This window comes from Mesorhizobium sp. FG116 (assembly GCF_057809835.1).
Genome location: NZ_JBMDKS010000011.1, coordinates 43934 through 65932, shown reverse-complemented (window position 1 = coordinate 65932; position 21999 = coordinate 43934). Strand labels below are relative to the sequence as shown.

23 protein-coding genes are annotated in these 21999 nt (G+C 62.1%); 11 read left to right on the top strand and 12 right to left on the bottom strand.

Annotation, left to right across the window (positions count from 1 at the left end; genetic code table 11):
* Positions 1-26: 26 nt before the first annotated feature.
* Both ACODTY_RS11050 and ppa read left to right on the top strand, forming a co-directional pair.
* Positions 27-533 carry a GNAT family N-acetyltransferase gene (locus ACODTY_RS11050; protein WP_488994318.1) on the top strand — a complete coding sequence of 169 codons (507 nt, stop codon included), beginning with the start codon at positions 27-29 and terminating at the stop codon, positions 531-533.
* A 198-nt stretch (positions 534-731) separates the two neighbouring features.
* Positions 732-1262: an inorganic diphosphatase gene (gene ppa, locus ACODTY_RS11045; RefSeq protein ID WP_488994317.1), complete on the top strand. Its 531-nt coding sequence runs from the start codon at positions 732-734 to the stop codon at positions 1260-1262.
* 63 nt (positions 1263-1325) lie between these two features.
* Here ppa and ACODTY_RS11040 read toward each other — a convergent pair whose 3' ends face one another.
* From ACODTY_RS11040 to ACODTY_RS11000, 9 genes are all read right to left on the bottom strand, one after another.
* The gene (locus tag ACODTY_RS11040) at positions 1326-1592 is read right to left on the bottom strand and encodes a formate dehydrogenase subunit delta (RefSeq protein ID WP_488994316.1); all 267 of its coding nucleotides are present in this window, start codon (positions 1590-1592) and stop codon (positions 1326-1328) included.
* The gene (gene fdhD / locus ACODTY_RS11035; RefSeq protein WP_488994315.1) at positions 1582-2451 is read right to left on the bottom strand and encodes a formate dehydrogenase accessory sulfurtransferase FdhD; all 870 of its coding nucleotides are present in this window, start codon (positions 2449-2451) and stop codon (positions 1582-1584) included. Before fdhD ends, ACODTY_RS11040 begins: the two co-directional genes overlap by 11 nt.
* Positions 2452-2453: 2 nt before the next feature.
* A complete protein-coding gene (gene fdhF, locus ACODTY_RS11030) occupies positions 2454-5327 on the bottom strand; it encodes a formate dehydrogenase subunit alpha (protein WP_488994314.1) in 2874 nt (957 codons plus the stop codon).
* A gap of 11 nt (positions 5328-5338) precedes the next feature.
* A complete protein-coding gene (locus ACODTY_RS11025) occupies positions 5339-6895 on the bottom strand; it encodes a formate dehydrogenase beta subunit (protein ID WP_488994313.1) in 1557 nt (518 codons plus the stop codon).
* Positions 6892-7371 (bottom strand): formate dehydrogenase subunit gamma, encoded by a 480-nt coding sequence (locus ACODTY_RS11020; protein ID WP_488994312.1) that lies wholly within the window; start codon positions 7369-7371, stop codon positions 6892-6894. Before ACODTY_RS11020 ends, ACODTY_RS11025 begins: the two co-directional genes overlap by 4 nt.
* 146 nt (positions 7372-7517) lie before the next feature.
* Complete coding sequence (locus tag ACODTY_RS11015; protein ID WP_488994311.1) at positions 7518-8417, bottom strand: LysR family transcriptional regulator; 900 nt, start codon at positions 8415-8417, stop codon at positions 7518-7520.
* A gap of 190 nt (positions 8418-8607) precedes the next feature.
* Complete coding sequence (locus tag ACODTY_RS11010; RefSeq protein ID WP_488994310.1) at positions 8608-9075, bottom strand: Ros/MucR family transcriptional regulator; 468 nt, start codon at positions 9073-9075, stop codon at positions 8608-8610.
* 485 nt (positions 9076-9560) lie between these two features.
* A complete protein-coding gene (locus ACODTY_RS11005) occupies positions 9561-10178 on the bottom strand; it encodes an outer membrane protein (RefSeq protein WP_488994309.1) in 618 nt (205 codons plus the stop codon).
* Between the two features lie 61 nt (positions 10179-10239).
* A complete protein-coding gene (locus tag ACODTY_RS11000; protein WP_488994308.1) occupies positions 10240-10491 on the bottom strand; it encodes a hypothetical protein in 252 nt (83 codons plus the stop codon).
* A gap of 194 nt (positions 10492-10685) precedes the next feature.
* Between ACODTY_RS11000 and ACODTY_RS10995 the strand changes: the two genes are divergently transcribed.
* The gene (locus ACODTY_RS10995; protein ID WP_488994307.1) at positions 10686-11780 is read left to right on the top strand and encodes a helix-turn-helix transcriptional regulator; all 1095 of its coding nucleotides are present in this window, start codon (positions 10686-10688) and stop codon (positions 11778-11780) included.
* 156 nt (positions 11781-11936) lie between these two features.
* On the opposite strand, the gene ACODTY_RS10990 is transcribed toward ACODTY_RS10995, so the two are convergent.
* The 3 genes from ACODTY_RS10990 to ACODTY_RS10980 all read right to left on the bottom strand — a co-directional run bounded on the left by ACODTY_RS10990 (position 11937) and on the right by ACODTY_RS10980 (position 14171).
* Complete coding sequence (locus ACODTY_RS10990; protein ID WP_488994306.1) at positions 11937-12257, bottom strand: YMGG-like glycine zipper-containing protein; 321 nt, start codon at positions 12255-12257, stop codon at positions 11937-11939.
* 289 nt (positions 12258-12546) lie between these two features.
* Positions 12547-13380 carry an amidohydrolase family protein gene (locus ACODTY_RS10985; RefSeq protein ID WP_488994305.1) on the bottom strand — a complete coding sequence of 278 codons (834 nt, stop codon included), beginning with the start codon at positions 13378-13380 and terminating at the stop codon, positions 12547-12549.
* The gene (locus ACODTY_RS10980; protein WP_488994304.1) at positions 13377-14171 is read right to left on the bottom strand and encodes an IclR family transcriptional regulator; all 795 of its coding nucleotides are present in this window, start codon (positions 14169-14171) and stop codon (positions 13377-13379) included. The genes ACODTY_RS10985 and ACODTY_RS10980 overlap by 4 nt, the downstream gene beginning before the upstream one ends.
* Positions 14172-14361: 190 nt before the next feature.
* On the opposite strand from ACODTY_RS10980, the gene ACODTY_RS10975 reads away from it, so the two are divergent.
* The 8 genes from ACODTY_RS10975 to ACODTY_RS10940 all read left to right on the top strand — a co-directional run bounded on the left by ACODTY_RS10975 (position 14362) and on the right by ACODTY_RS10940 (position 21984).
* Positions 14362-15669 (top strand): type 2 periplasmic-binding domain-containing protein, encoded by a 1308-nt coding sequence (locus tag ACODTY_RS10975; RefSeq protein WP_488994303.1) that lies wholly within the window; start codon positions 14362-14364, stop codon positions 15667-15669.
* 146 nt (positions 15670-15815) lie between these two features.
* Positions 15816-16712, top strand: coding sequence for a carbohydrate ABC transporter permease (locus ACODTY_RS10970; protein ID WP_488994302.1), 897 nt, complete (start codon positions 15816-15818; stop codon positions 16710-16712).
* 2 nt (positions 16713-16714) lie between these two features.
* A complete protein-coding gene (locus ACODTY_RS10965; protein WP_488994379.1) occupies positions 16715-17581 on the top strand; it encodes a carbohydrate ABC transporter permease in 867 nt (288 codons plus the stop codon).
* Positions 17582-17585: 4 nt separating this feature from the next.
* Entirely contained in the window at positions 17586-18683 is a 1098-nt protein-coding gene (locus ACODTY_RS10960) for an ABC transporter ATP-binding protein (RefSeq protein WP_488994301.1), read from the top strand.
* Positions 18684-18687: 4 nt separating this feature from the next.
* Entirely contained in the window at positions 18688-19803 is a 1116-nt protein-coding gene (locus ACODTY_RS10955; RefSeq protein ID WP_488994300.1) for a mandelate racemase/muconate lactonizing enzyme family protein, read from the top strand.
* Positions 19803-20132, top strand: a complete 330-nt coding sequence (locus ACODTY_RS10950) for an L-rhamnose mutarotase (protein ID WP_488994299.1) — start codon at positions 19803-19805, stop codon at positions 20130-20132. The genes ACODTY_RS10955 and ACODTY_RS10950 overlap by 1 nt, the downstream gene beginning before the upstream one ends.
* The gene (locus ACODTY_RS10945) at positions 20125-21237 is read left to right on the top strand and encodes a Gfo/Idh/MocA family protein (RefSeq protein ID WP_488994298.1); all 1113 of its coding nucleotides are present in this window, start codon (positions 20125-20127) and stop codon (positions 21235-21237) included. The genes ACODTY_RS10950 and ACODTY_RS10945 overlap by 8 nt, the downstream gene beginning before the upstream one ends.
* Positions 21238-21249: 12 nt before the next feature.
* On the top strand, positions 21250-21984 hold the full coding sequence (locus ACODTY_RS10940) for an SDR family oxidoreductase (RefSeq protein ID WP_488994297.1): 735 nt from the start codon (positions 21250-21252) through the stop codon (positions 21982-21984).
* Positions 21985-21999 lie beyond the last annotated feature (15 nt).

Sequence of the window (21999 nt, the reverse complement as noted above, 5' to 3'; positions counted from 1 at the left end):
CGGCGCGGGTTTATGGTTAACAAATCATGAACACGTTGACGATCGACATCAGGAAGGCGGAACCGAGCGACGCGCGCGACATCGCCGAGGTGCATCTCGAGGCATGGCGCGGTGCTTATTCCGGCATCATTCCGCACAAGACGCTGACCTCGATGATCAACCGCCGCGGCGCGGACTGGTGGGCCAACGCCATCCGGCGTGCCGCCTCTGTGCTGGTGGTGGAGATCGGCGGTACCATTGCCGGCTATGCCACCATCGGCCGCAACCGTGCGCGCGAACTTCGCCAGCAGGGCGAGATCTACGAACTCTACCTGCGCCCTGAATATCAGGGCATCGGCCTTGGCAGCCGCCTTTTCGCCGCCGCCCGCCAGCGTCTCAAGGACCATGGCCTGAAGGGCATGGTGGTATGGGCGCTTGAGGAAAACGAAAACGCGCTGGCTTTCTACGCCGGCGCCGGTGGCCGCGACATCGCCGAGGGCGTCGAGGTGTTCGAGCAGAAGGCGCTGAAGAAGGTCGCCTTCGTCTGGGAATAGATCCGTCCTTGCCGGACCTTTCCGTTGCGTTCATGTCGCATTGCCCGGCGCGGCAACTGCCGCTATCGGAGCTTCCGTGAAGGTTGCACTCCGGTTGCGCGGTGCGGTGACCTCGCTTCATAGTTTTCACACAATTGCCGTTGCAAGACCGGTCTGGCATTTTTGCCGGAATTGCTTCAACGCCGAGAGGGATCAGCCATGCGTATCGACGCGATAGCCATCGGGAACAACCCGCCTGAAGACGTCAACGTCATCATCGAGGTGCCGGTGGGCGGCGAGCCGATCAAGTACGAGATGGACAAGGAGGCCGGCACGCTGTTCGTCGACCGCTTCCTCTACACGCCGATGCGCTATCCCGGAAACTACGGTTTCGTGCCGCACACGTTGTCGGGCGACGGCGACCCGATCGACGTGCTGGTGTGCAACACACGCGCGCTGGTGCCGGGCTGCGTCATCAATGTGCGCCCCATTGGCGTGCTGATCATGGAAGACAATGCCGGCGAGGACGAGAAGATCATCGCCGTGCCGTCGGCCAAGATCACCAAGCGCTACGAGAAGGTGTTCAACTACACCGACCTGCCACAGATAACGCTGGAGCAGGTTTCGCACTTCTTCGAGCACTACAAGGATCTGGAGCCCGGCAAGTGGGTGAAGATCGGCGGCTGGCACGATGCCTCGCGCGCCAAGCAGATGATCGTCGAGGCGATCGAGCGCGCCAAGAAGAAGTAGGCGGAGCTACGGAAGCTGCTGGCCGTCCGCTCAAGAAGCGGCGGCGCATAGCAAGATTTGGTCTTAGTGGTGGCTGGAGGGCCTGGCTTCCGCAGCGCCCGGCGGAACTTCCGCCGGCGGCGGCTGCCTGATCGAGGGAGCAGCCTCGATAACCAGTTCGTCGAAACCCTTGCCGCCGGCAGCAATCATCTCGAAGAACTGGCGGCGCATGCGCGGCTCCCAGAACTTGTTGATGTGATCCGCGAAGCCGGCGACGCCCTCGGCACGCGGCTTTGAGCGGAAGAAGGTCGCGATCTGGTTGGCTTGGTAGACGAGTTTGTCAGGCGACATTCTTTTCTGCTCCGAAAACAACCCGGTCGGGATGAGTGAAGATGTCGAAATCCTCGCCGCGCACCAGCGCGACAAGGGTCATGCCGGCGCTTTCGGCAGTGCGGATGGCCAGCGCCGTCGGCGCGGAAACGGCAAGGATGAAGGGCGCGCCGATGGAGGCGGTCTTCTGCACCATCTCGACGGAAACGCGCGAGGTGACGACGACCGCGCCGGTCGAACCCTTGATGCCGGCCTTCGACAGCGCGCCGGCAAGCTTGTCCAGCGCGTTGTGACGACCGACATCCTCACGCGCCATGACGATGCCTTCGCCGGGCACGTAGAAGCCCGCGGCATGCACGGCGCCTGTCTGCGAATGTAGCGGCTGGACCTTGGACAGCAACTGCACCGCCTGCACGATGTCCTGAGCCGTCAGAGTAACCCTGGAAGCATCGACGTCATCAACGCTGCGCATGGCTTCTTCGATGGATTCGATGCCGCACAGCCCGCAACCGACCGGGCCGGCCAGACGACGCCGGCGCGCCTCGAAACGCCGGTTGGCGGTATCCTTCAGGCGGATCTGGATATCGATGCCGGCACCGAGGTCCTGGACCTCGATGAAGTCGATCTCGTCAGGCTCGCCGACGATGCCTTCCGTGATCGAAAAGCCTAGCGCGAAATCTTCGAAATCCGCCGGCGAAGCCATCATGACGGCATGGGTCGTGCCGCCATAGGACAGCGCGATCGGCGTTTCCTCCGGCACCATGCGATTGGCGGCGCCGGTACCGGCGGCGCGGTGCGCGATGCGCGAAATCCGGGCGACCGCAGGCCGTTGCGTCACCGCGACGCTACTTTCCGCAAGCTGCCCGATTTTCTCATCCATGGTTACTCCGCTGCTTCCAGTGGCGCGATCTGGCGCGACTTGCGGCTCAATTCCTCATACTCAAGCTGCCATTCGCTTGGCCCGTTGGACGGAGCGATCTGGACGGCGGTCACCTTGAACTCAGGACAGTTCGTTGCCCAGTCCGTGTAGTCCGTAGTGATGACGTTGGCCTGTGTATCAGGGTGGTGGAAGGTCGTATAGACCACGCCCGGCGCGACACGGTCGGAAATCAGGGCCCGAAGCGTCGTTTCGTTGGAACGGCTGGACAGCCTGACCAGTTCGCCGTCGCGGATGCCGCGATCTTCAGCATCTTGCGGATGGATTTCGAGACGGTCCTCATCGTGCCAGACCATATTGTCGGTGCGGCGTGTCTGTGCGCCGACATTGTACTGGCTGAGAATGCGGCCAGTGGTCAAAAGCAGCGGGAAGCGCGGTCCGACCTTCTCGTCCGTGCCGACATATTCGGTGCGCACGAAATTGCCCTTGCCACGGACGATGCCGGTGGTGTGCATGATGGGCGTGCCCATCGGGGTCTTCTCGTTGCACGGCCACTGGACCGAGCCAACCTCGTCGAGGAAATCGAAGCTGACGCCGGCGAAGGTAGGCGTGGTCGACGCGATCTCGTCCATGATCTGCGAAGGATGGGTGTAGTTCCAGTCGAAGCCAAGCGCGCGGGCGAGTTCCTGCGTCGCTTCCCAATCGGCATACTTGCCTTTCGGCTCCATCACCTTGCGCACGCGGTTGATGCGGCGCTCGGCGTTGATGAAGGTGCCTTCCTTTTCGAGGAAGGTCGAGCCCGGCAGGAAGACGTGGGCATAGCGGGCGGTTTCGTTCAGGAACAGATCCTGGACGACAACGCATTCCATGGCGGCAAGGCCGGCGGCGACGTGGCCGGTGTCGGGGTCCGACTGAAGGATGTCCTCGCCCTGGCAATAGAGGCCCTTGAAGGTTCCTTCGACGGCGGCGTCGAGCATATTGGGAATGCGCAGGCCGGGCTCGGGATCAAGCTTCACGCCCCAAAGGTCTTCATAGATCTTGCGAACGGCGTCGCCTGCAACGTGGCGGTAGCCTGGGAATTCGTGCGGGAACGAACCCATGTCGCACGAGCCCTGCACGTTGTTCTGTCCGCGCAGCGGGTTCACGCCGACGCCGCGACGGCCGAGATTACCGGTTGCCATGGCAAGGTTGGCGATGGCCATGACCGAGGTCGAGCCCTGGCTGTGCTCCGTGACGCCGAGGCCGTAGTAGATCGCACCATTGCCGCCGGTCGCATAAAGGCGGGCCGCCAGCCGGATGGATTCGGCATCAACGCCGCAAATCCTGGCGGTTTCCTCCGGGTTGAAGCGCGGATCGGAGACGAACCCCGCCCAGTCGTCGAACGCATCGCGATCGCAGTACTGGTTGATGTAGGCCTCGTTGTAGAGCTTCTCGGTAACGATGACATGGGCAAGGCCGGTCAGGATGGCGACGTTGGTGCCCGGCTTGATCGGCAGGTGGTGAGCCGCCTTGATGTGCGGGCTCTTGACCAGGTCGATGCGGCGCGGATCGATGACGATGATCTTGGCGCCCTGGCGCAACCGCTGCTTCATGCGCGAACCGAACACGGGATGAGCATCGGTAGGATTGGCGCCGATGAGGATCATCACGTCGCATTCTTCGACGGAATCGAAGTCCTGCGTGCCGGCCGAGGTTCCAAGCGTCGTGTTGAGGCCGTACCCCGTCGGCGAATGGCAGACGCGGGCGCAGGTGTCGACGTTGTTGTTGCCGAAGCCCTGGCGCACCAGTTTCTGGACGAGATAGGTCTCTTCGTTGGTGCAGCGCGAGGAGGTGATGCCGCCGATGGAGCCGCGACCATACTGGTACTGGATGCGGCGGAATTCGTTCGCGGTGTGGGTAAGCGCTTCTTCCCACGACACTTCCCGCCACGGATCGGTGATTTTTTCACGGATCATGGGCGAGACAATGCGGTCGTTGTGAGTGGCATAGCCGTAGGCGAAGCGGCCCTTGACGCATGAATGGCCGTGATTGGCCTTGCCGTCCTTGTACGGCATCATGCGGATGACCTGCTCGCCCTTCATCTCGGCCTTGAACGAGCAACCGACGCCGCAATAGGCGCAAGTGGTGACGACCGAGCTTTCCGGCATGCCCTTTTCCAGCACCGGCTTTTCGCGCAGTGCGTCGGTCGGGCAGGCCTGCACGCAAGCGCCGCAGGACACGCATTCGGATTCGATGAAGGATTCGCTGACACCCGCGGTGATGCGGGAATCGAAGCCCCTGCCCTCGATGGTCAGCGCAAAGGTGCCCTGCACGTCCTCGCAAGCGCGCACGCAGCGCGAGCACACGATGCACTGGGAAGGATCGTAGGTGAAATAGGGGTTGGACTCGTCACGAACGAGATAGTCGATGTTCAGCGAACCATTGCCCGGCGCGACGTGGTTGCGGCCATCGAGACCGTAGCGGTTCTCATCGAGGCCGACGACGGCCGCGACGTGGTCGAACTCGCTCTGGCCGGTGCCGCGCTGCTCGTCCCATCCGCTCGGATGGTCGGAAACGTAAAGCTCCAGCACACCCTTGCGGATGGCATCAAGACGATCGGAGCGGGTGTGGACCGCGATCCCCTCAGCGACCGGCGTGGTGCAGGATGCAGGCGTTCCGTTGCGGCCTTCCACCTCGACAAGGCAGATACGGCAGGAACCGAAGGAATCGAGTGAATCGGTGGCGCACAGCTTGGGAATTTCGACGCCCGCTTCCATCGAAGCGCGCATGATCGAGGTGCCCTCGGGAACCGTGACGGACTTGCCGTCGATGGTCAGGGTAACCTGCTTCGCAGCCTTGGATTCCGGTGTGCCAAAATCGATTTCTTGAATGAGACCCATGTCCGCTTCTCCTATTCGGCGGCTTCGGCAACTGGCGCCGGCTTGAAGTCTTCGGGGAAATGCGTGAGCGCGCTCATGACGGGGTAAGGCGTGAAGCCGCCCAGTGCGCAGAGCGAGCCGAACTTCATCGTATTGCAAAGGTCGGTGATGAGCGCAACCTGCTTCTGCGGCTCGATGCCGGCGGAAAGCTTGTCGAGCGTTTCGACACCGCGCGTCGAGCCGATGCGGCACGGCGTGCACTTGCCGCAGCTTTCAACCGCGCAGAACTCCATGGCGAAGCGTGCCATCTTCAGCATATCGGCACTGTCGTCGAAAACGACAATACCGGCATGGCCGATGAGGCCGTCCTTGGCCGCGAAGGCTTCATAGTCGAACGGCGTGTCGAACAGGTCACGCGGGAAGTAGGCGCCCAGCGGCCCGCCGACCTGCACAGCCTTGACCGGTCGTCCCGTTGCCGAGCCGCCGCCAATATCGTCGATGATCTCGCCGAGCGTGAGGCCGAATGCCGTCTCGAACAGGCCGCCATACTTGATGTTGCCGGCGATCTGGAGCGGGATGGTGCCGCGCGAGCGGCCCATGCCGAAATCCTTGTAGTGGGCAGCGCCCTTGTCCATGATGATCGGCACGGACGCCAGCGATATGACGTTGTTGATCACCGTTGGCTTGCCGAACAGGCCCTTGTGCGCCGGCAGCGGCGGCTTGGCGCGCACCATGCCGCGCTTGCCCTCCAGGCTGTCGAGCAGCGCGGTTTCCTCGCCGCAGACATAGGCGCCCGCACCGACACGCACTTCCATGTCGAAGGTGTTCGGCGATCCGAGCACGTGAATGCCCAGCACGCCAGCCTTGCGGGCAATCTCCACCGCCCTGCTCATTGTTGCTACGGCGTGCGGATATTCCGAGCGGATGTAGATGAAGCCCTTGGTGGCTCCGGTGGCGATGCCGGCGATCGTCATGCCTTCGATCAGCACGAACGGATCGCCTTCCATGATCATGCGGTCGGCAAAGGTACCGGAGTCGCCTTCGTCGGCGTTGCAGACGATGTATTTACGGTCTGCATTGGTGTCGAGGACGGTCTTCCACTTGATGCCGGTCGGGAAGCCCGCGCCGCCGCGGCCGCGCAGGCCAGATTCCGTCACTTGCGCGACAACATCGGCGGGCGTCACCGCGACGGCCTTGCGCAGGCCGGAAAGTCCGCCATGGTGCTCGTAGGCCTCGAGCGAAAGCGGATCGATGATGCCGCAGCGGGCGAAGGTCAGCCTGGTCTGCCTGGCGATGAAGGGAATGGCTTCCGGATCGCCAAGCGACAGCTTGTGGTTGCCACCGGCAAGCAGGCCGCTGTCGAACAGGCTTTTCACATCGGACGGCTTGACCGGGCCATAGGCCACGCGGCCGGACTCGGTTTCGACCTCAACCATCGGCTCAAGGAAATAGGCGCCGCGCGAACCATTGCGCACGATCTCGGCCTTGATGCCGCGTTCGGCCAGTTCGGCAGCAATCGCCTTGGCAACCTTCTCTGCGCCGAGCGAGAGCGCGCCGGAATCACGGGGAATGTAGATGCGAGGTTTCACGAGCGAACCTCCGCGATGATCTCATCGACCTTTTCGGCGTCGATGCGGCCAATGACCTCGCCATCAAGCAGCGCGGCCGGCGAACAGGCGCAAAGCCCGAGACAGTATACCGGCTCCAGCGTCACCGCGCCATCGGTCGTGGTCTGGTGAAAATCGATGCCAAGGGCCTGCTTGAGGCGGGCGGCGACGGCATCGCTGCCCATGGACTGGCAGGACTCCGCCTGGCACAGCTTCAAGACGTGGCGTCCAGCCGGATGCTTGCGGTAGTCGTGATAGAAGGACACGACGCCGTAGACTTCCGCGCGCGAAAGATTGAGCTTCGAGGCGATGACGGGAAGAACCTCTTGCGGCACGAAGCCGAATTCTTCCTGGATGCCGTGCAGGATCGGCAGCAGCGGCCCCTCGAGGTCCTTCATTCCATCGATGATCGATGCGGCCTGAGCCTCTATCTCGGTACTTGCCGGCTGCAACACCATGCAGCGCCCTCCCTCGTCATAGCGTTATCCCGCTAAGTAATAACGAAAACAGAGAAAAACGGCTGAATCAATACAGGTGTTTCGTCGGCCGATAGAAAATATCTATCAACACAGGGTAAAAACTTCTAACTATCAGGAAACTGTAGCTAATTTTTCGCCTGAAAATTCCGGGCAAGGATCATCGCTTCGTCGATGAGCGCCGAAACCAGCGGCGTATTCGGCTCGCGCGGGGCGACGACCAGCCCGACGGAATGACCGGCATCCGGCCCGACAATGGGGATTGCGCGGATCGGTTCGCTGAACCCGAGCGTTTCGGCAAGGGTCAGGGGCATGATCGACGACCATTTCCCGGTACGGATATGGGAAAACAAGACGATCATTGAGTTGGACTCCAGTGTCGGCCGTACCTCTCCACCGGCCTCGGCCAGGTGCTGGTCGATGATTCGCCGGTTCTGCATGTCGGGCGTGAGCAGGCAGAGCGGCAGGCGGCTGATCTCGGCCCAACTGACCGATTGCCTGTCGGAGTACTGGTTTCCGGCAGCCGTGATGAGCTGGTAGCGCTCGCTGTAGAGCGGCACCGAGGCGACGCGGCCGAGCGGCTCGTTGTCGAGGTAGGTGATGCCGGCGTCGATCTCGAAACTGCCGAGCAGCGAAAGGATCTCGACCGAGGTGCGCGACAGGATGGAGAAGGTGACGCCGGGATGCTTTTCGCGAAACGGGGTGGTGAGCTTGGGCATCATGGCGAGTGCGGTGGGAATGGCGGCGATGCGGATGCGGCCGGAGAGACCGTGGCGCGCGGCGCGCATTTCCTCATGCATCGTGCGGGCGTCGCCGACGATGCGGCGCGCCCACACCAGAACCTGATCGCCTTCCGGCGTCAGCCCCTGGAAGCGTGAGCCGCGCTTGACCAGCATGACGCCAAGTTGATCTTCAAGCTGCTTTATCGCCGCCGAAAGCGTCGGCTGCGTGACGCCCGACAATTCGGCGGCACGGCCGAAATGCTCTTCCCGGGCAAGCGCAATGAAGAATTCCAGCTTGTCGATCATGGGGACCTCGGTCGGCACAGCCTTGGGAAATCGGCACCCGCATTTAAGATGGGGAAAATCGCGCACGCCGCAAGAGCATGGCGGGGCGAGCGGCGTTACCCTGCTTGGCGCAACCACCGCAAAGCAAAAGCGGGCCGCCCCTGTTGGAGGCGGCCCTTGCTTTCAGGTCCGGCGTTGCGGCTTTGTCGCGTTACTTGCCGGCCGGCTTGCGGGCCGCGGCCTTCTTGCGGACAGGCTTGGCGGGCGCCGGCTTGCGGCCGAGGCCCATGCTGCGCGCAAGCGCGGAGCGCTGTGCCGCATAGTTCGGCGCAACCATCGGATAATCGGCGGGCAGGTTCCACTTGGCCCGGTAGTCGTCGGGCGTCATGCCGTGGCTGGTCTGCAAATAGCGCTTGAGCGACTTGAACTTGCGGCCGTCCTCAAGGCTGATGATGTAGTCCGGCGTAACCGACTTCTTGATCGGCACGGCGGGCTTCTGCTTTTCCGCCTCGGGTTCCTTGACGGAACCACCCGACACCAGAGCGGACAGCGTCTGGTGTATTTGCTGGATCAGCGCCGGCAGTTCGTTGGCCGGCACCGAATTGTTGGCGACATAGGCCGAGACGACATCTGCGGTGAGCTCGGCAAGATCCGATTTGATTACTTGTTCTTCAGTCACAAAAACCTCGTTTGAGCGGGAAGGGCAACATAATCGAAATGCTGGGAAATGCAGGGAAATGCAGCCGGTTCATAAGGTACTATTGTGCCGCACGCAACACTCAGCGGTTTTTAGCCTGAAAATGAATAGCCGTTTGAAGGCAGTTGATGTCGCCCGATCAATGCGCCGGGCAATGCTTTGTCGGCCAGTCGAATCCGCGGCTTAGATGCGAATGAAACGCACGCGGGAACCGGAAGTTGCATCGAGGACAGACCGGTTCGAAATGCGATACATGGCAAATATCGGTGACAAAGGGGGCTGCCAGACGAGACCTAAGCCATTGCGGCAGGACGAAGGCTCTATACTGCGCGAAAAGCGCAGCACGGCGTGTACTTTTCAATATCGACAAAATGCGAACCGGCGACTGGCATGCCAATCGCCGGTTGCAGATTTCCTCGTCGGGAAATGTCTTGGGGACGGGCAAAGCCCGCCACGCACTTTAAAGATCAGAATTTGTAGCCGACGCCAAAGCGCAAGGCATGCTCGGTCAACTTGACCTCGCCGATACCAAGGCCGAACCCGCTTTTGCCATAGTCCGAGTACCGGTAGTCGACGCGGGTGGTCCAATTCTGGGAAAGCGCATACTCGACGCCGCCGCCCAGCGTCCATCCAGTGAAGGTGTCCTTGACGACAAAGGCTGGCGACGCATCGACGGTGACGCGGCTTATCGCAATGCCGCCAGCGCCGTAGATCAGCGCGCGGTCCATGGCATAGCCGAGACGTCCTCTCAGCGACGCCTGCCAGTCCGTGCCGACGCCAACGCCGAAGATGGTGCCGTCGTTCCAGGAGTGTGTTGCGTCGGCTTCGATACCGAAGACCAGGTTGCCGGATTGCCAGTTGGCCCCGGCGTAGCCGCCAAGCGCGCCGCCGTTGAGCCGGACATCGTCGACGCTGTCGGCAGCCTTGGCCCAGGCGCCGCCGCCCTGAACGCCGATATAGGTGCCGGACCAGTCATAGCCGGCAATGGGTTGCTCGGCGCCGATGCTGTCCGCCGCATGGGTTGCGGTGGCCATTGCTACGAATGCCAAAGCCGAGGTGACTGCGATCAATGATGGGAATTTCATGACTTTCCTTACTGCTTGGGACGATGGTCCGGTTATTGCGGCGGGCCGTGCGGCCGCGCCCTCAGATGCTGATATGCGCTGCCTGGCAAAACGCGCGTACCGTTGCGATGCGTTGCGGGTCCTGCCCCTTGCCGCCGACCTTGAGCGGCACGAAACTCTTTCCCGAAAGCGTTCCGCCAAACACCGAGGGCGGTGTCGGCCTGCCGGCGACGACACCTGAGACATACCCGCAGACGATGACGGCGGAGCTGTTGAGGTCGTAGCTCGCCTCAAGGCCGGAGAGCGTCACCGGAACCTTGAGATAGCCCTGCATTGCAGATGTGACAGCAGCTCTCTCCGACGCCGTCAGATTATGATCGGAATGTGTGATATATCCGTCGCCGCCGGTGGTTTCGCACCCGGAGAGCGCGAGACCAGCACAAAATACAATTGGAATTATACTTCGCATGTTATTTTCTCTTCTCATTTGATATTGGGGTTAAGGCGATTGATTTGGGGAGGGCCGGCGTGAAGGCTGAAAACAGCGAAAGAGCGATCGCGTTGATCTATTCCGCGCTTCTGGGGGAGACCCACTGGCAGGAAGTCGTCGATGAAGTCGCGATGGCCACGAATGCGGAAGTGGCCACGCTGTTCTATCACGACGCGCATAGCGGCAGCGGCGCGATTACGCTCGCCCACGGCATCCCCGAGGCGGTCCAGCGCGACTACATCGACCACTTCGCACCGCTTAACCCGTGGATGTCCCAGGTCGCTGCGACAAAGCTGGGCGAAGGCATCGTCGGCGAGCAGATCGTGCCGCGCGATCACTTCCTTCGAACCGAATACTACAATGACTTTCTGCGCCATCAGGGACAGGAAGCCGGTATCGGCGTGACCATCAGCCGTGACGGCGGCTGCTTCTTCCTGTGCTCGGTCCTCTGTGGCGATACGGATTTCGAACGCAACAGCGCCCGCGCAGGACATCTCACCCGGCTCGCACCGCACTTGCGCCGCGTCTCGGATTTCTACCGCAAGCAAAGGGCCGAGACGTTCGGCGGCGGCTTTGCCAGCGAGATCGGTGAAGTCGGCGGCATTGCAACCGTCGTCGTCAATGCGGCAGCACGCGTGATCTATGCCTCGCCGCTCGGTGAAGCGCGGCTTGCCGGTGGTTCTCCTTTGCGCATCGGTGCAAGCGGCGCGGTGAGTTTTCGCAGCCCCGAGGTGCAGGACGCGTTCCGGCTGGCGCTCCGGCGCAGCCTTTTGGGCACCAGAACGACCAAGCTTGTCGATGGCGACACGGAAATCACCTTCGTGCGCAGTGCGAGAGACTATGGCTCGCGCATTTTTCTCGGCGGCACCGTGGCGATCCTCATGGCGAAGCGCGAGCGAAAGGCAGTGCCCGATACTGCGAGGATCGCGACGGCCTATCGGCTTACGCCGGCTGAAAAAAGGGTTCTCGAAGGCGTTCTCGCGGGCCAGCGCCCGATCGAAATTGCAGCTTTCGCCGGCGTTTCGATGGAAACGGTGCGCAGCCAGCTCAAGGCAATCTACAGCAAGACAGGCACAAGCGGGCAAACCGGACTTGTCCGGCTGGCGACTGGCCTTGGCGATATGGATTCCTGACGCCACGCGCCTTCCCCGCAATCGATATTCGGCGGGGACGTTATGCGCAGTCCGCAGCGGGGTTCATCACCCGTTCAAGGGATGACGGCCGATTTCGAAGAACGGTAGCCAGCGCCCTTGGGCACCGGCTACCGCCCGATCAGTCCGTGAGTTCGCTCAGTACTGGCCGCGATAATAGCGATCGTCGCACTCGGCGACATAGATGCGGCCATCGGGCGCGCGGTAGCGGCACATTTCGCGTTCGCCGGGCTGGGGTCCGGCAGAGGTGGCAACAACTGCTCCAAGCAACGCACCGGCGCCAGCGCCAATCAGCGTGCTCTTGGTATCACGGCCGACCGCCTGCCCGACCAGTGCGCCACCAGCAGCGCCCAGCGCAGCACCGGTGGTTGCCCGCTGCTGTTGCGGGGTCTGGGAACAGCCGGCGAGTGCGGCGGAAAGTGCTACGGCTGCGACAGCCGCAAGTTTGAAAATGTTCATATCCAATATCTCCGTTGTGCCCCCTTAGGCCGACGAGACTATTTGCACAGGCAAGATGAACGCTGGCTGACCAAGATCGCGCCCGTCGCATCATGACAGGACGGAAAGCCTATTGAGGCTTCGTGGCCATGTCTTGACGACTTGCGAGCAGCTTTCTCTTTGATCCTGCGCAAAGCGAGCTTGGGACAGCGATGCTAGCCATGGAGCGTGCCGATCCCAACGGCACCTGAAGAACCACCTCAGCCCCGGCTCCCCGCCGGGGCTTTTTTATCCTGCAAGCGCGACCAGGCTATTTCCAGATGCGCCGGGCGTTACCGGAAAAAAGGCTGTCGCGCTCATGCCTGCTGGCGCCTGCGATCAAGGCATGGGTTGCCGCGACCCAAGCAGACAACCCGCCCCCGAGATTGCAGACCGGCCAGTCACTGCCCCACACTACCCGATCCCAGCCGAAGCTTGTGATTGTGTGTTCGACATAGGGCCGCAGGCTTTCGACGGTCCAGTTGTCGGGATCGGTATAGGCGATGATGCCGGAGACCTTGGCGACGACATTGGGCCGCTTTGCAAGCTCGGCGATATGGCCCCACCAGGGTTGAGCCTTGCCAGCCTTGAGATCGGGGCCGCCGCAATGGTTCAGGACGAACTGGAGGTCCGGCGCACTATCCGCCAGTGCCATCGCATTCGGCAGGTCGCGCTGCTGAACGATGAGGTCGAACGTCAGGCCACTGCCTTGCATGAGCTTGAGGTTCTCCCGCAACAGCGGACTGCTCGCAATTTCTTGCGGCACGACATGGAGGACGCGGCGGAAACCCTTGACGAAGGGATTGGCCTTCTGCCGCTCCAGATAGGCGGCAAAACCGGGCTCTTCCGGCCGGCACGAGGCAATTGCGCCCCTGAGCAGGCTGCCTGGCTGCCTGGAAAGTTGCTCGACATACGCGGTCTCAGCCTCGATCTTGGCTGGATCGACATCGACCTCCATGTGCAAGGCCGAGACGATGCCGGCGCGTTTCGCCTCGCGGGCATAGTCGTCATAGAGAAAATCCCGGTCGAGAGCAGGAACCGACGACAGCCACGGATAGGTGAGCGCGGACCTGTCGATCAGGTGCAGATGGGTATCGACAATCATCTGCCCTCGCCCGCCGCTTCCAGTTGCGATCCGGCTAGTTCGGACAGTTGCCCGGTCGCTTCGATCAACAGCGCGATGGTCTTGGTGATGTCGGGGGCGGCCGGGCGGTTGATGAGCGTAATATAAGGGATCGTAAGTGCTGCGATGGCCTTGCCGTTTGGCGCCAGCACGGGTGCGGACAGATTGTAGACGCCCGCGGTCTGGAGGCTCGCCATCATCTCATAGCCACGGCTGCGCACCTGATCCAGCCGTTCGAAGAATTCGGCAGGCTGTTCCTGCATGTCGGTGCTGCGCATGTATTCGGCAACCATCATCCGACGCTCCTCCGGCGAATGGAAGGCCAATAGGACATGGCCAGAGCCGGTGTCGAACAGGCTGATATGCGAGCCGACGCGGATGGAGATGCCCCAATAGCCCGGAGCCTCCTGCTGGGCGATGACGACCACCGACCCGCGATCGAAAACCGCCAGCTGGTTGGCCTGCGACGACTTTTCCGCGAGCTCGCGCATGATCGGCGTGGCGAAAGAGGCAAGCCGCCGCGCCGGGGCGTGGAACTGCGCCAGGCCGAACAGCTTGAGCGTCATCGAAAAACGGTCGCCGTCGAGCTTGGTGACATAGCCGCGCCGCACCAGACGGTCGAGCATGCGATAAAATTCATTCGGACTACGCCCCAGTGCTTTTGAAATCTCGGCCTGGGTCAGCCCGCCATCGACGCTGGAAAGAAGCTCGATGATGTCGAGACCCTTGTCCAATGCAGGGGCGCGATACCGATCGGCTTCACCATCTTCCATGACGTTCCCTCATATGAATTTTGAAATTCATATATGCAGCAAACAGCAATTTGAAGGCGACAGCTCCAAAATAATTTTCCCGCTTGACCGACTGGTGAAAATAATCTTTGTATATGAATGAAGCTTTGTCAATCGTGGCTTCGTTCCGCGACCGGCTGGATGGAGGCCGGCGCGTCTCTGGGAGGAGCAAATGAGGAATCTGATTTCGGGCGCGTCCGCTGGGGCGATCCTGCTTTGCTTGGCGGGCGGCGCGGTTGCCGCTGATCTGCCGGGCAAGTTCGAAGGCGTAACGATCGACGCCAAGCTGATCGGCGGCCAGCAATATGAAGCGCTTTATGCCCGCATTCCCGAATGGGAGAAGGCGACCGGCGCCAAGGTCAACGTCATTTCCAAGAAGAGCCACTTCGAGCTCGACAAGGAAATCAAGTCCGACATGGCATCCGGCAATACGAGCTGGTGCGTCGGTTCCAACCACTCGTCCTTCGCGCCAATCTATGAGGGCCTCTACACCGACCTGACGCCTCTTTTGCCGAAGGAAGAGATCGACGCCTTCGTGCCGGCCAACATCACGGCATCGACCGTCGGCGGCAAGCTGGTGATGCTGCCGCGCGCGCAGTTCGACGTTTCCGCGCTTTACTACCAGAAGAGCCTCTACGCCGACGAAGCCAAGAAGAAGGCCTACAAGGAAAAGTACGGCGAGGATCTGGTTCCGCCGGATACCTGGGACGAAGTGACCAAGCAGGCTGAGTTCTTCGCCGCGCCGCCGAACTTCTACGGCACCCAGTTCGCCGGCAAGGACGAGGGCATCGTCGGCCGCTTCTACGAGATGCTGGTTGCCGAGGGCGGCGAATATCTCGACAAGGACGGCCAGCCGGCCTTCAATTCGGATGCCGGCGTGCGCGCCCTCGACTGGTTCGTCAATCTCTACAAGGCAAAGGCCGTGCCGGCCGGCACCACCAACTATGTGTGGGACGACCTCGGCGCCGGTTTTGCATCCGGAACCATCGCGATCAACCTCGACTGGCCGGGCTGGGCAGGTTTCTTCAACGATCCCAAGTCGTCGAAGGTCGCAGGCAATGTCGGCGTGAAGGTGCAGCCGAAGGGTTCGTCAGGCAAGCGCACCGGCTGGTCTGGCCACCACGGTTTCTCCGTCACGGAAAACTGCGCCAACAAGGAAGCGGCAGCTTCGCTGGTGTGGTTCCTGACCAACGAAGACAGCCAGAAGCTCGAGGCTGCGGCAGGACCGCTGCCGACGCGCACTGCGGTCTGGGCCTGGGATCTCGAGCAGGCCAAGAGCGATCCTTACAAGTCCGAAGTTCTGGCAGCCTTCCAGGAAGCGGCAAAGCATGCCTTCCCGGTTGCGCAGACACCTGCATGGACCGAGATTTCGAACGCCATCTTCCCGGAGCTTCAGGCCGCGATCGTCGGCGACAAGACCTCGAAGGAAGCGCTTGATGCCGCTGCCGCCAAGGCAACGGAAATCATCAAGCAATTCTAGCAACTGAAGGTGCCGCGCCACATGGTGCGGCACCTTTCTTCGAAACGGCGCGCGGTGGCGCGATTGCATCGCAGGACGCCCGAGGCTGGCGATTGCAGCAAGCCCGGCACTGCCCGATACTTCACCTGATTTGGGACCCGTGAACCATGAGGCCTCGCAGGCTCTCTGCACCCGTGCTTTTGCTGTTGCCGGCCTTCATCGTGCTGGCGGCGGTCGTGCTGGTTCCGTTGCTCCTGTCGCTCTATTCGAGCTTCACGCCGTTCCGGCTGACGCGCCCCGCAACCTTCTTCACCTTCATCTGGTTCGACAACTATCTCAGCATCTTCGCCAGCCGCGACTTCTGGTGGGCGTTCGGGCGCACCGTGCTTCTGCTCACGGTTGCCCTCAATCTCGAAATGCTGCTCGGTCTCGGCCTCGCCATGCTGGTGGAAAAGGCTTCGCGCGGCCAGCGCCTGCTGCGCACGCTGATGATGTTTCCGATGATGTTTTCACCGATCCTCGTCGGCTTCCAGTTCAAGTTCATGTTCAACGACAATGTCGGCGTGGTGAACAACGCGCTGCAGTCGCTTGGGCTGAGCAATAGCGCCATTCCCTGGCTGATCGACGGTGGGCTTGCCTTCTTTGCCATCTCGGCAGCTGAAATCTGGTCTTCGACCTCGGTGTTCGCGATCCTGATCCTGGCCGGCCTGCTCGCCATGCCGAAGGAACCGATCGAGGCGGCGCGCGTCGATGGCTGCACGCCCTGGCAGACCTTCCGCTATGTGACGTGGCCGTTCGTCATGCCGTTCGCCTACATCGCCATGACCATCCGCTCGCTCGACGTCGCGCGCGCCTATGACATCGTCAAAATCATGACCGACGGTGGTCCTGCCGGCCGCACCGAACTGTTGTGGACGCTGATTTCGCGAACCGCCTATGGCGACGCGCGCATGGGGCTGGCCAACGCCATGGCCTATGTTTCGATCATCCTGTCGATCGTCTTTACCGTCTATTTCTTCCGCAAGCTCGCGGCGGCGCGTGTCCAGATTGGCGCGGAGTGGTGATGATGGACGACAACGCCACCGCACGCTTCAAGCGACGCCTGCTCAAGATCGCCCATCAGATCGGCCTGTTCCTCGCCATGGTGATCATCTGCCTGCCCGGCATCTGGATCGTGCTGACGTCGCTGCGGCCGCCCGTCGAGATCATGGCCAAGCCGCCGGTGTGGATCCCACAGGAGATCAACCTCGATGCCTATGTCGCGATGTTCTCCGGCGTCGGCAAGGGCGGCATCCCGGTTCTGGAATACTTCCGCAATTCGCTGATCATTTCGGTCACCTCGACGGTGATCGCCATCGCCATCGGCATGGCCGGCGGCTACGCCTTCGCCCGCTTCCGCTTCCGCGGCAAGTCGGGCCTGTTCCTCGGACTGATGCTGACGCGCACCGTGCCGGGCATTGCGCTGTCGTTGCCGCTGTTCTTCGTCTATGCGCGGCTCGGCATCATCGACACGCATTTCGGCCTGATCCTTGCTTACGTCGCGCTCAATATCCCTTTCACCATCTGGCTGATCGACGGCTTCTTCCGCCAGGTGCCGAAGGATCTGGCCGAGGCGGCGCAGATCGACGGCTGCACCCGCTGGCAGGCGTTCTGGCAGGTCGAGTTCCCATTGGCCGGACCGGGCATCGCCTCATCCGCGATCTTCGCCTTCCTCACCTCGTGGAACGAGTTCGCGCTCGCCTCGCAGCTCACACGCTCGGTCAATTCCAAGACCCTGCCGGTCGGGCTGCTCGACTATACCGCCGAATTCACCATCGACTGGCGCGGCATGTGCGCGCTTGCAGTCGTGATGATCATCCCGGCGCTGACCCTCACCTTCATCGTTCAAAAGCATCTGGTTTCCGGGCTCACGTCCGGCGCGGTCAAAGGCTGATCCCATGGCAACCGTCTCGCTGAAAAAGCTCACCAAGCGCTACGGCAACCTGGAGATCGTGCACGGCATCGATCTCGACGTCGCCGACCGCGAGTTCATCGCGCTGGTCGGGCCGTCGGGTTGCGGCAAGTCGACGACCTTGCGCATGATCGCCGGGCTCGAGGAGATCAGCGGCGGCGTGATCGAGATCGGCGGCAAGGTGGTCAACGACCTGCCGCCGCGCTCGCGCAACATCTCCATGGTGTTCCAGTCCTACGCGCTCTATCCGCACATGACAGTGCGCGAAAACATGGGATTTTCGCTGAAGATCGCCAGCCGGCCCCAACCCGAGATCGACAGGCGCGTGGCCGAGGCTTCCGCCATCCTCGGCCTCGACCAACTGCTTGACCGCCGCCCGTCGCAACTGTCGGGCGGGCAGCGCCAGCGCGTTGCCATGGGCCGCGCCATCGTGCGCGATCCCGAAGTGTTCCTGTTCGACGAGCCGTTGTCCAATCTCGACGCCAAGCTGCGCACACAGATGCGCACGGAGATCAAGAAGCTGCACGCCAAGGTGAATTCGACGGTGATCTACGTCACCCACGACCAGGTCGAGGCGATGACCTTGTCCGACCGCATCGTCATCATGCGCGACGGCTATATCGAACAGGTGGGCACGCCGGATGAAGTGTTCAGGCGGCCGGCAACCCGTTTCGTCGCCGGCTTCATAGGCTCGCCGCCGATGAACCTGGTCGAGGCAGAAATCCGTGACGGCAAGGTCGATTTCGGCAAGGGAGAGACGCTCCCCCTGCCCCGGCAGTTCAAGGGCAAAGTGTCAGCCGGCCAGAAAGTCGTGCTCGGCCTTCGGCCTGATGATCTTTACCCAAGCGGGCACGGCATCCATTCCGGCGAGGAAGAAGACGTGCACCAGATCGAGTTGCCGGTTTCGGTTACCGAGCCTCTCGGCAACGAAACGCTGGTCTTTACCGAGTTCACCGGCCGCGACTGGGTTTCGCGCATGCTTAACCCGAGGCCGCTAAAGGCCGGCGACCGCATCAAGATGAGCTTCGACCTGTCGCAAGCCCATCTGTTCGATGCGGCAAGCGGCAACACACTGCGGAGCTGACGCCATGGCCAAGATCGAGAAGGTCGAGTTGCGCATGGTCGACCTTGCTCCCAAGGTCAAGCGCACCGACGCCATCCAGAGCTTCGTCTCGCAGGAAACGCCTATCGTCACCATCACCGACAGCGACGGCGCGGTCGGGACCGGCTACAGCTACACCATCGGCACCGGTGGCTCATCGGTGATGCGGCTGCTTGCCGATCATCTCGCCCCACGCATCATCGGCCGAGACGCCGACATGATCGAGGCGATCTGGCACGACCAGGAATTCGCCACCCACGCCACCACCATCGGCGCGATCACCTCGATTTCGCTTGCAGCGATCGACACAGCGCTTTGGGACCTGCGCGCGAAGAAAATGGCGCTGCCGCTGTGGAAGCTGGCCGGCGGCGCCAAGGATCGCTGCCCGCTCTACACGACCGAAGGCGGCTGGCTGCACATCGAGACACAGGCATTGGTGGACGACGCGCTGCAGGCCAAGGCACGCGGTTTTCGCGGCTCGAAGGTCAAGATCGGCAAACCGCACGGATCGGAAGACCACGCCCGCCTGTCAGCAGTTCGCAAGGCTCTCGGCGACGGCTATGAGATCATGACCGACTGCAACCAGGCCTTCACTGTCGATGAGGCGATCCGCCGGGCCGACCGCCTGCGCGATCTCGACCTTGCCTGGATCGAGGAACCGCTGCCGGCGGACGACATCGATGGCCATGTGCGGCTGTCGAATTCGACGGCAACGCCGGTCGCCGTTGGCGAGTCGCTCTATTCGATCCGCCATTTTCGCGAATACATGCACAAGGGTGCATGCTCCATCGTGCAGGTCGATGCCGGACGCATAGGCGGCATCACGCCGTGGCTGAAGGTGGCGCATGCCGCAGAGGCATTCGACATCCCCGTCTGCCCGCACTTCCTGATGGAACTGCATGTCAGCCTGGCCTGCGCAGTGCAGAACGGCAGATATGTCGAATACATCCCGCAACTGGATGAGATCACCGCAAGCCGCATGCGTGTCGAGGACGGTTATGCCTACGCACCGAGCGAACCGGGCATCGGCATCGACTGGGATTGGGACGCGGTAAAGGCGCGCAGCATCGCCGAATTCACGCACGAGATCGGAGGCCGGTGATGCAGCGCATGGCGATGGTGCTTGGGCTCAAGGCGGATGCGATTGCCGACTACAAGCGCATCCACGCCGCTGTGTGGCCGGACGTGCTGGCGATGATAACGGCATGCGGCATCCGCAACTACTCGATCTACCTGAAGGAGCCGGAGAACATGCTGTTCGGCTACTGGGAGTATCACGGCACCGATTTCGCCGCCGACGCGGCCAGGATGGCAGCCGACCCGAAGACCCAGGAATGGTGGGCAATTTGCATGCCGATGCAGGCACCGCTGGACACCCGCAAGGAAGGCGAATGGTGGGCGATGATGGAAGAGGTTTTCCATCATGACTGACCGCCACGGCGACACCCGCGCCTTCGACCCGGCCTCGCTCATGCAGGCATGGCCGTCGCCCTCGGCACCCCGCCCGGTGGTGACGTTCGGCGCAGGTTCGATAGTCGGCGACGCCCACTTTCCTGCCTACAGGAAGAGCGGCGTGCCGATCGCCGGGCTCTACGACCCCGATCTGGCCAAGGCCGGGAAACTGGCCGAGGCCTGGGGCGTGACTGCATTTCGCACGGTCGAGGAAGCGGTTTCAGTCAAGAATGCCGTGTTCGACCTCGCAACGCCGCCTGAGTTCCATGCCGAGGTGCTGCGCGCACTGCCGGATGGAGCACCGGCGCTGATCCAGAAGCCGATGGGCAGCAACCTCACGGCTGCGACGGAAATCCTGCAAATCTGCCGCGACAAGAAACTCGTGGCGGCGGTCAATTTCCAGCTTCGCTTCGCGCCGATGATGCTGGCGCTGAAGGATGCGATTGCCAAGGGTTGGCTGGGTGAGATCGTTGATTTCGATGCCTGGATCGCCCTCGATACGCCGTGGCACCTGTGGCAGTTCCTGCTCAAGGCGCCGCGTGTCGAAATCGCGCTGCACTCGATCCACTATCTCGACCTGATCCGGCAATTGCTTGGCGATCCGGCTGGCGTCCACGCCAAGACGCTTGGCCATCCCAAACACACCGTCGCCCAGACCCGCACGAGTGCCATTCTGGACTATGGTGATACGCTGCGCTGCGCGCTGTCGGTCAATCACGATCACAAGTTCGGCCGCAAGTACCAGGCCTGCGAGTTTCGCATCTCGGGCACCGAGGGTGCGGCCTACCTGAAACTCGGGGTCAATCTCGACTATCCGCGCGGCGAGCCGGATATCCTCGAAATCCATCCGAAGGACGGCGACGGCTGGGTGTCTGTCCCGTTGCAAGGGGCGTGGTTTCCCGATGCCTTTGTCGGGCGCATGGCCAACCTGCAACGCTTCATCGCCGGAGAGGATGCCGAACTGGTCAGTTCGGTCGAGGATGCATGGACAACGATGGCGCTGGTCGAGGCGGCCTACGCATCGAGTTCTTCACCGGCGACCCCGCTTGCCAAGCGGCCCTCCGGCCAAAACCAAACTGACTGAAAGGCCTGCAACATGACCACAAATCTCAAAGGCAAGACCGTGCTGGTGACGGCGGCAGCGCAAGGCATTGGCCGGGCCAGCGCGCTGGCCTTCGCCAGGGCCGGTGCCAAGGTCTACGCCACCGACATCAACGAAACGCTGCTTGGCGAGTTGAGCAGCGAAAGTGGAATTTCCGCCCACAGGATGGACGTACTGAACGATGCCGACGTGACCTCGGTGATCAGCCGGATCGGACCGGTCGATGTGCTTTTCAACTGCGCCGGCTTTGTCCACTCCGGCACCATCCTCGATATGCAGGACGCGGACCTCGATTTCGCGCTCAACCTCAATGTCCGTTCGATGATCCGCACCATCCGCGCCGTGCTGCCCGGCATGCTCGAGCGCAAAGACGGCACGATCATCAACATGTCGTCGGTTGCCAGCAGCATGAAGGGTGTTCCCAACCGCTTCGCCTATGGCGTGACCAAGGCGGCGGTCATCGGCCTAACCAAGGCTGTTGCCGCCGACTATGTGACGCAAGGCATTCGCTGCAACGCGATCTGCCCAGGGACGGTGGAGAGCCCTTCGCTTGCCGACCGCATGCGCGCGCAGGGCGACTACGACAAGGCGCGGGCAGCCTTCATCGCACGCCAGCCCATGGGCCGGCTGGGGACCCCGGAAGAGATCGCCGAACTCGCCGTCCATCTGGCCGGCGCGACCTACACGACCGGCCAAGCCTACGCCATCGACGGCGGCTGGACCATTTGACGAACCCTGAGAGAA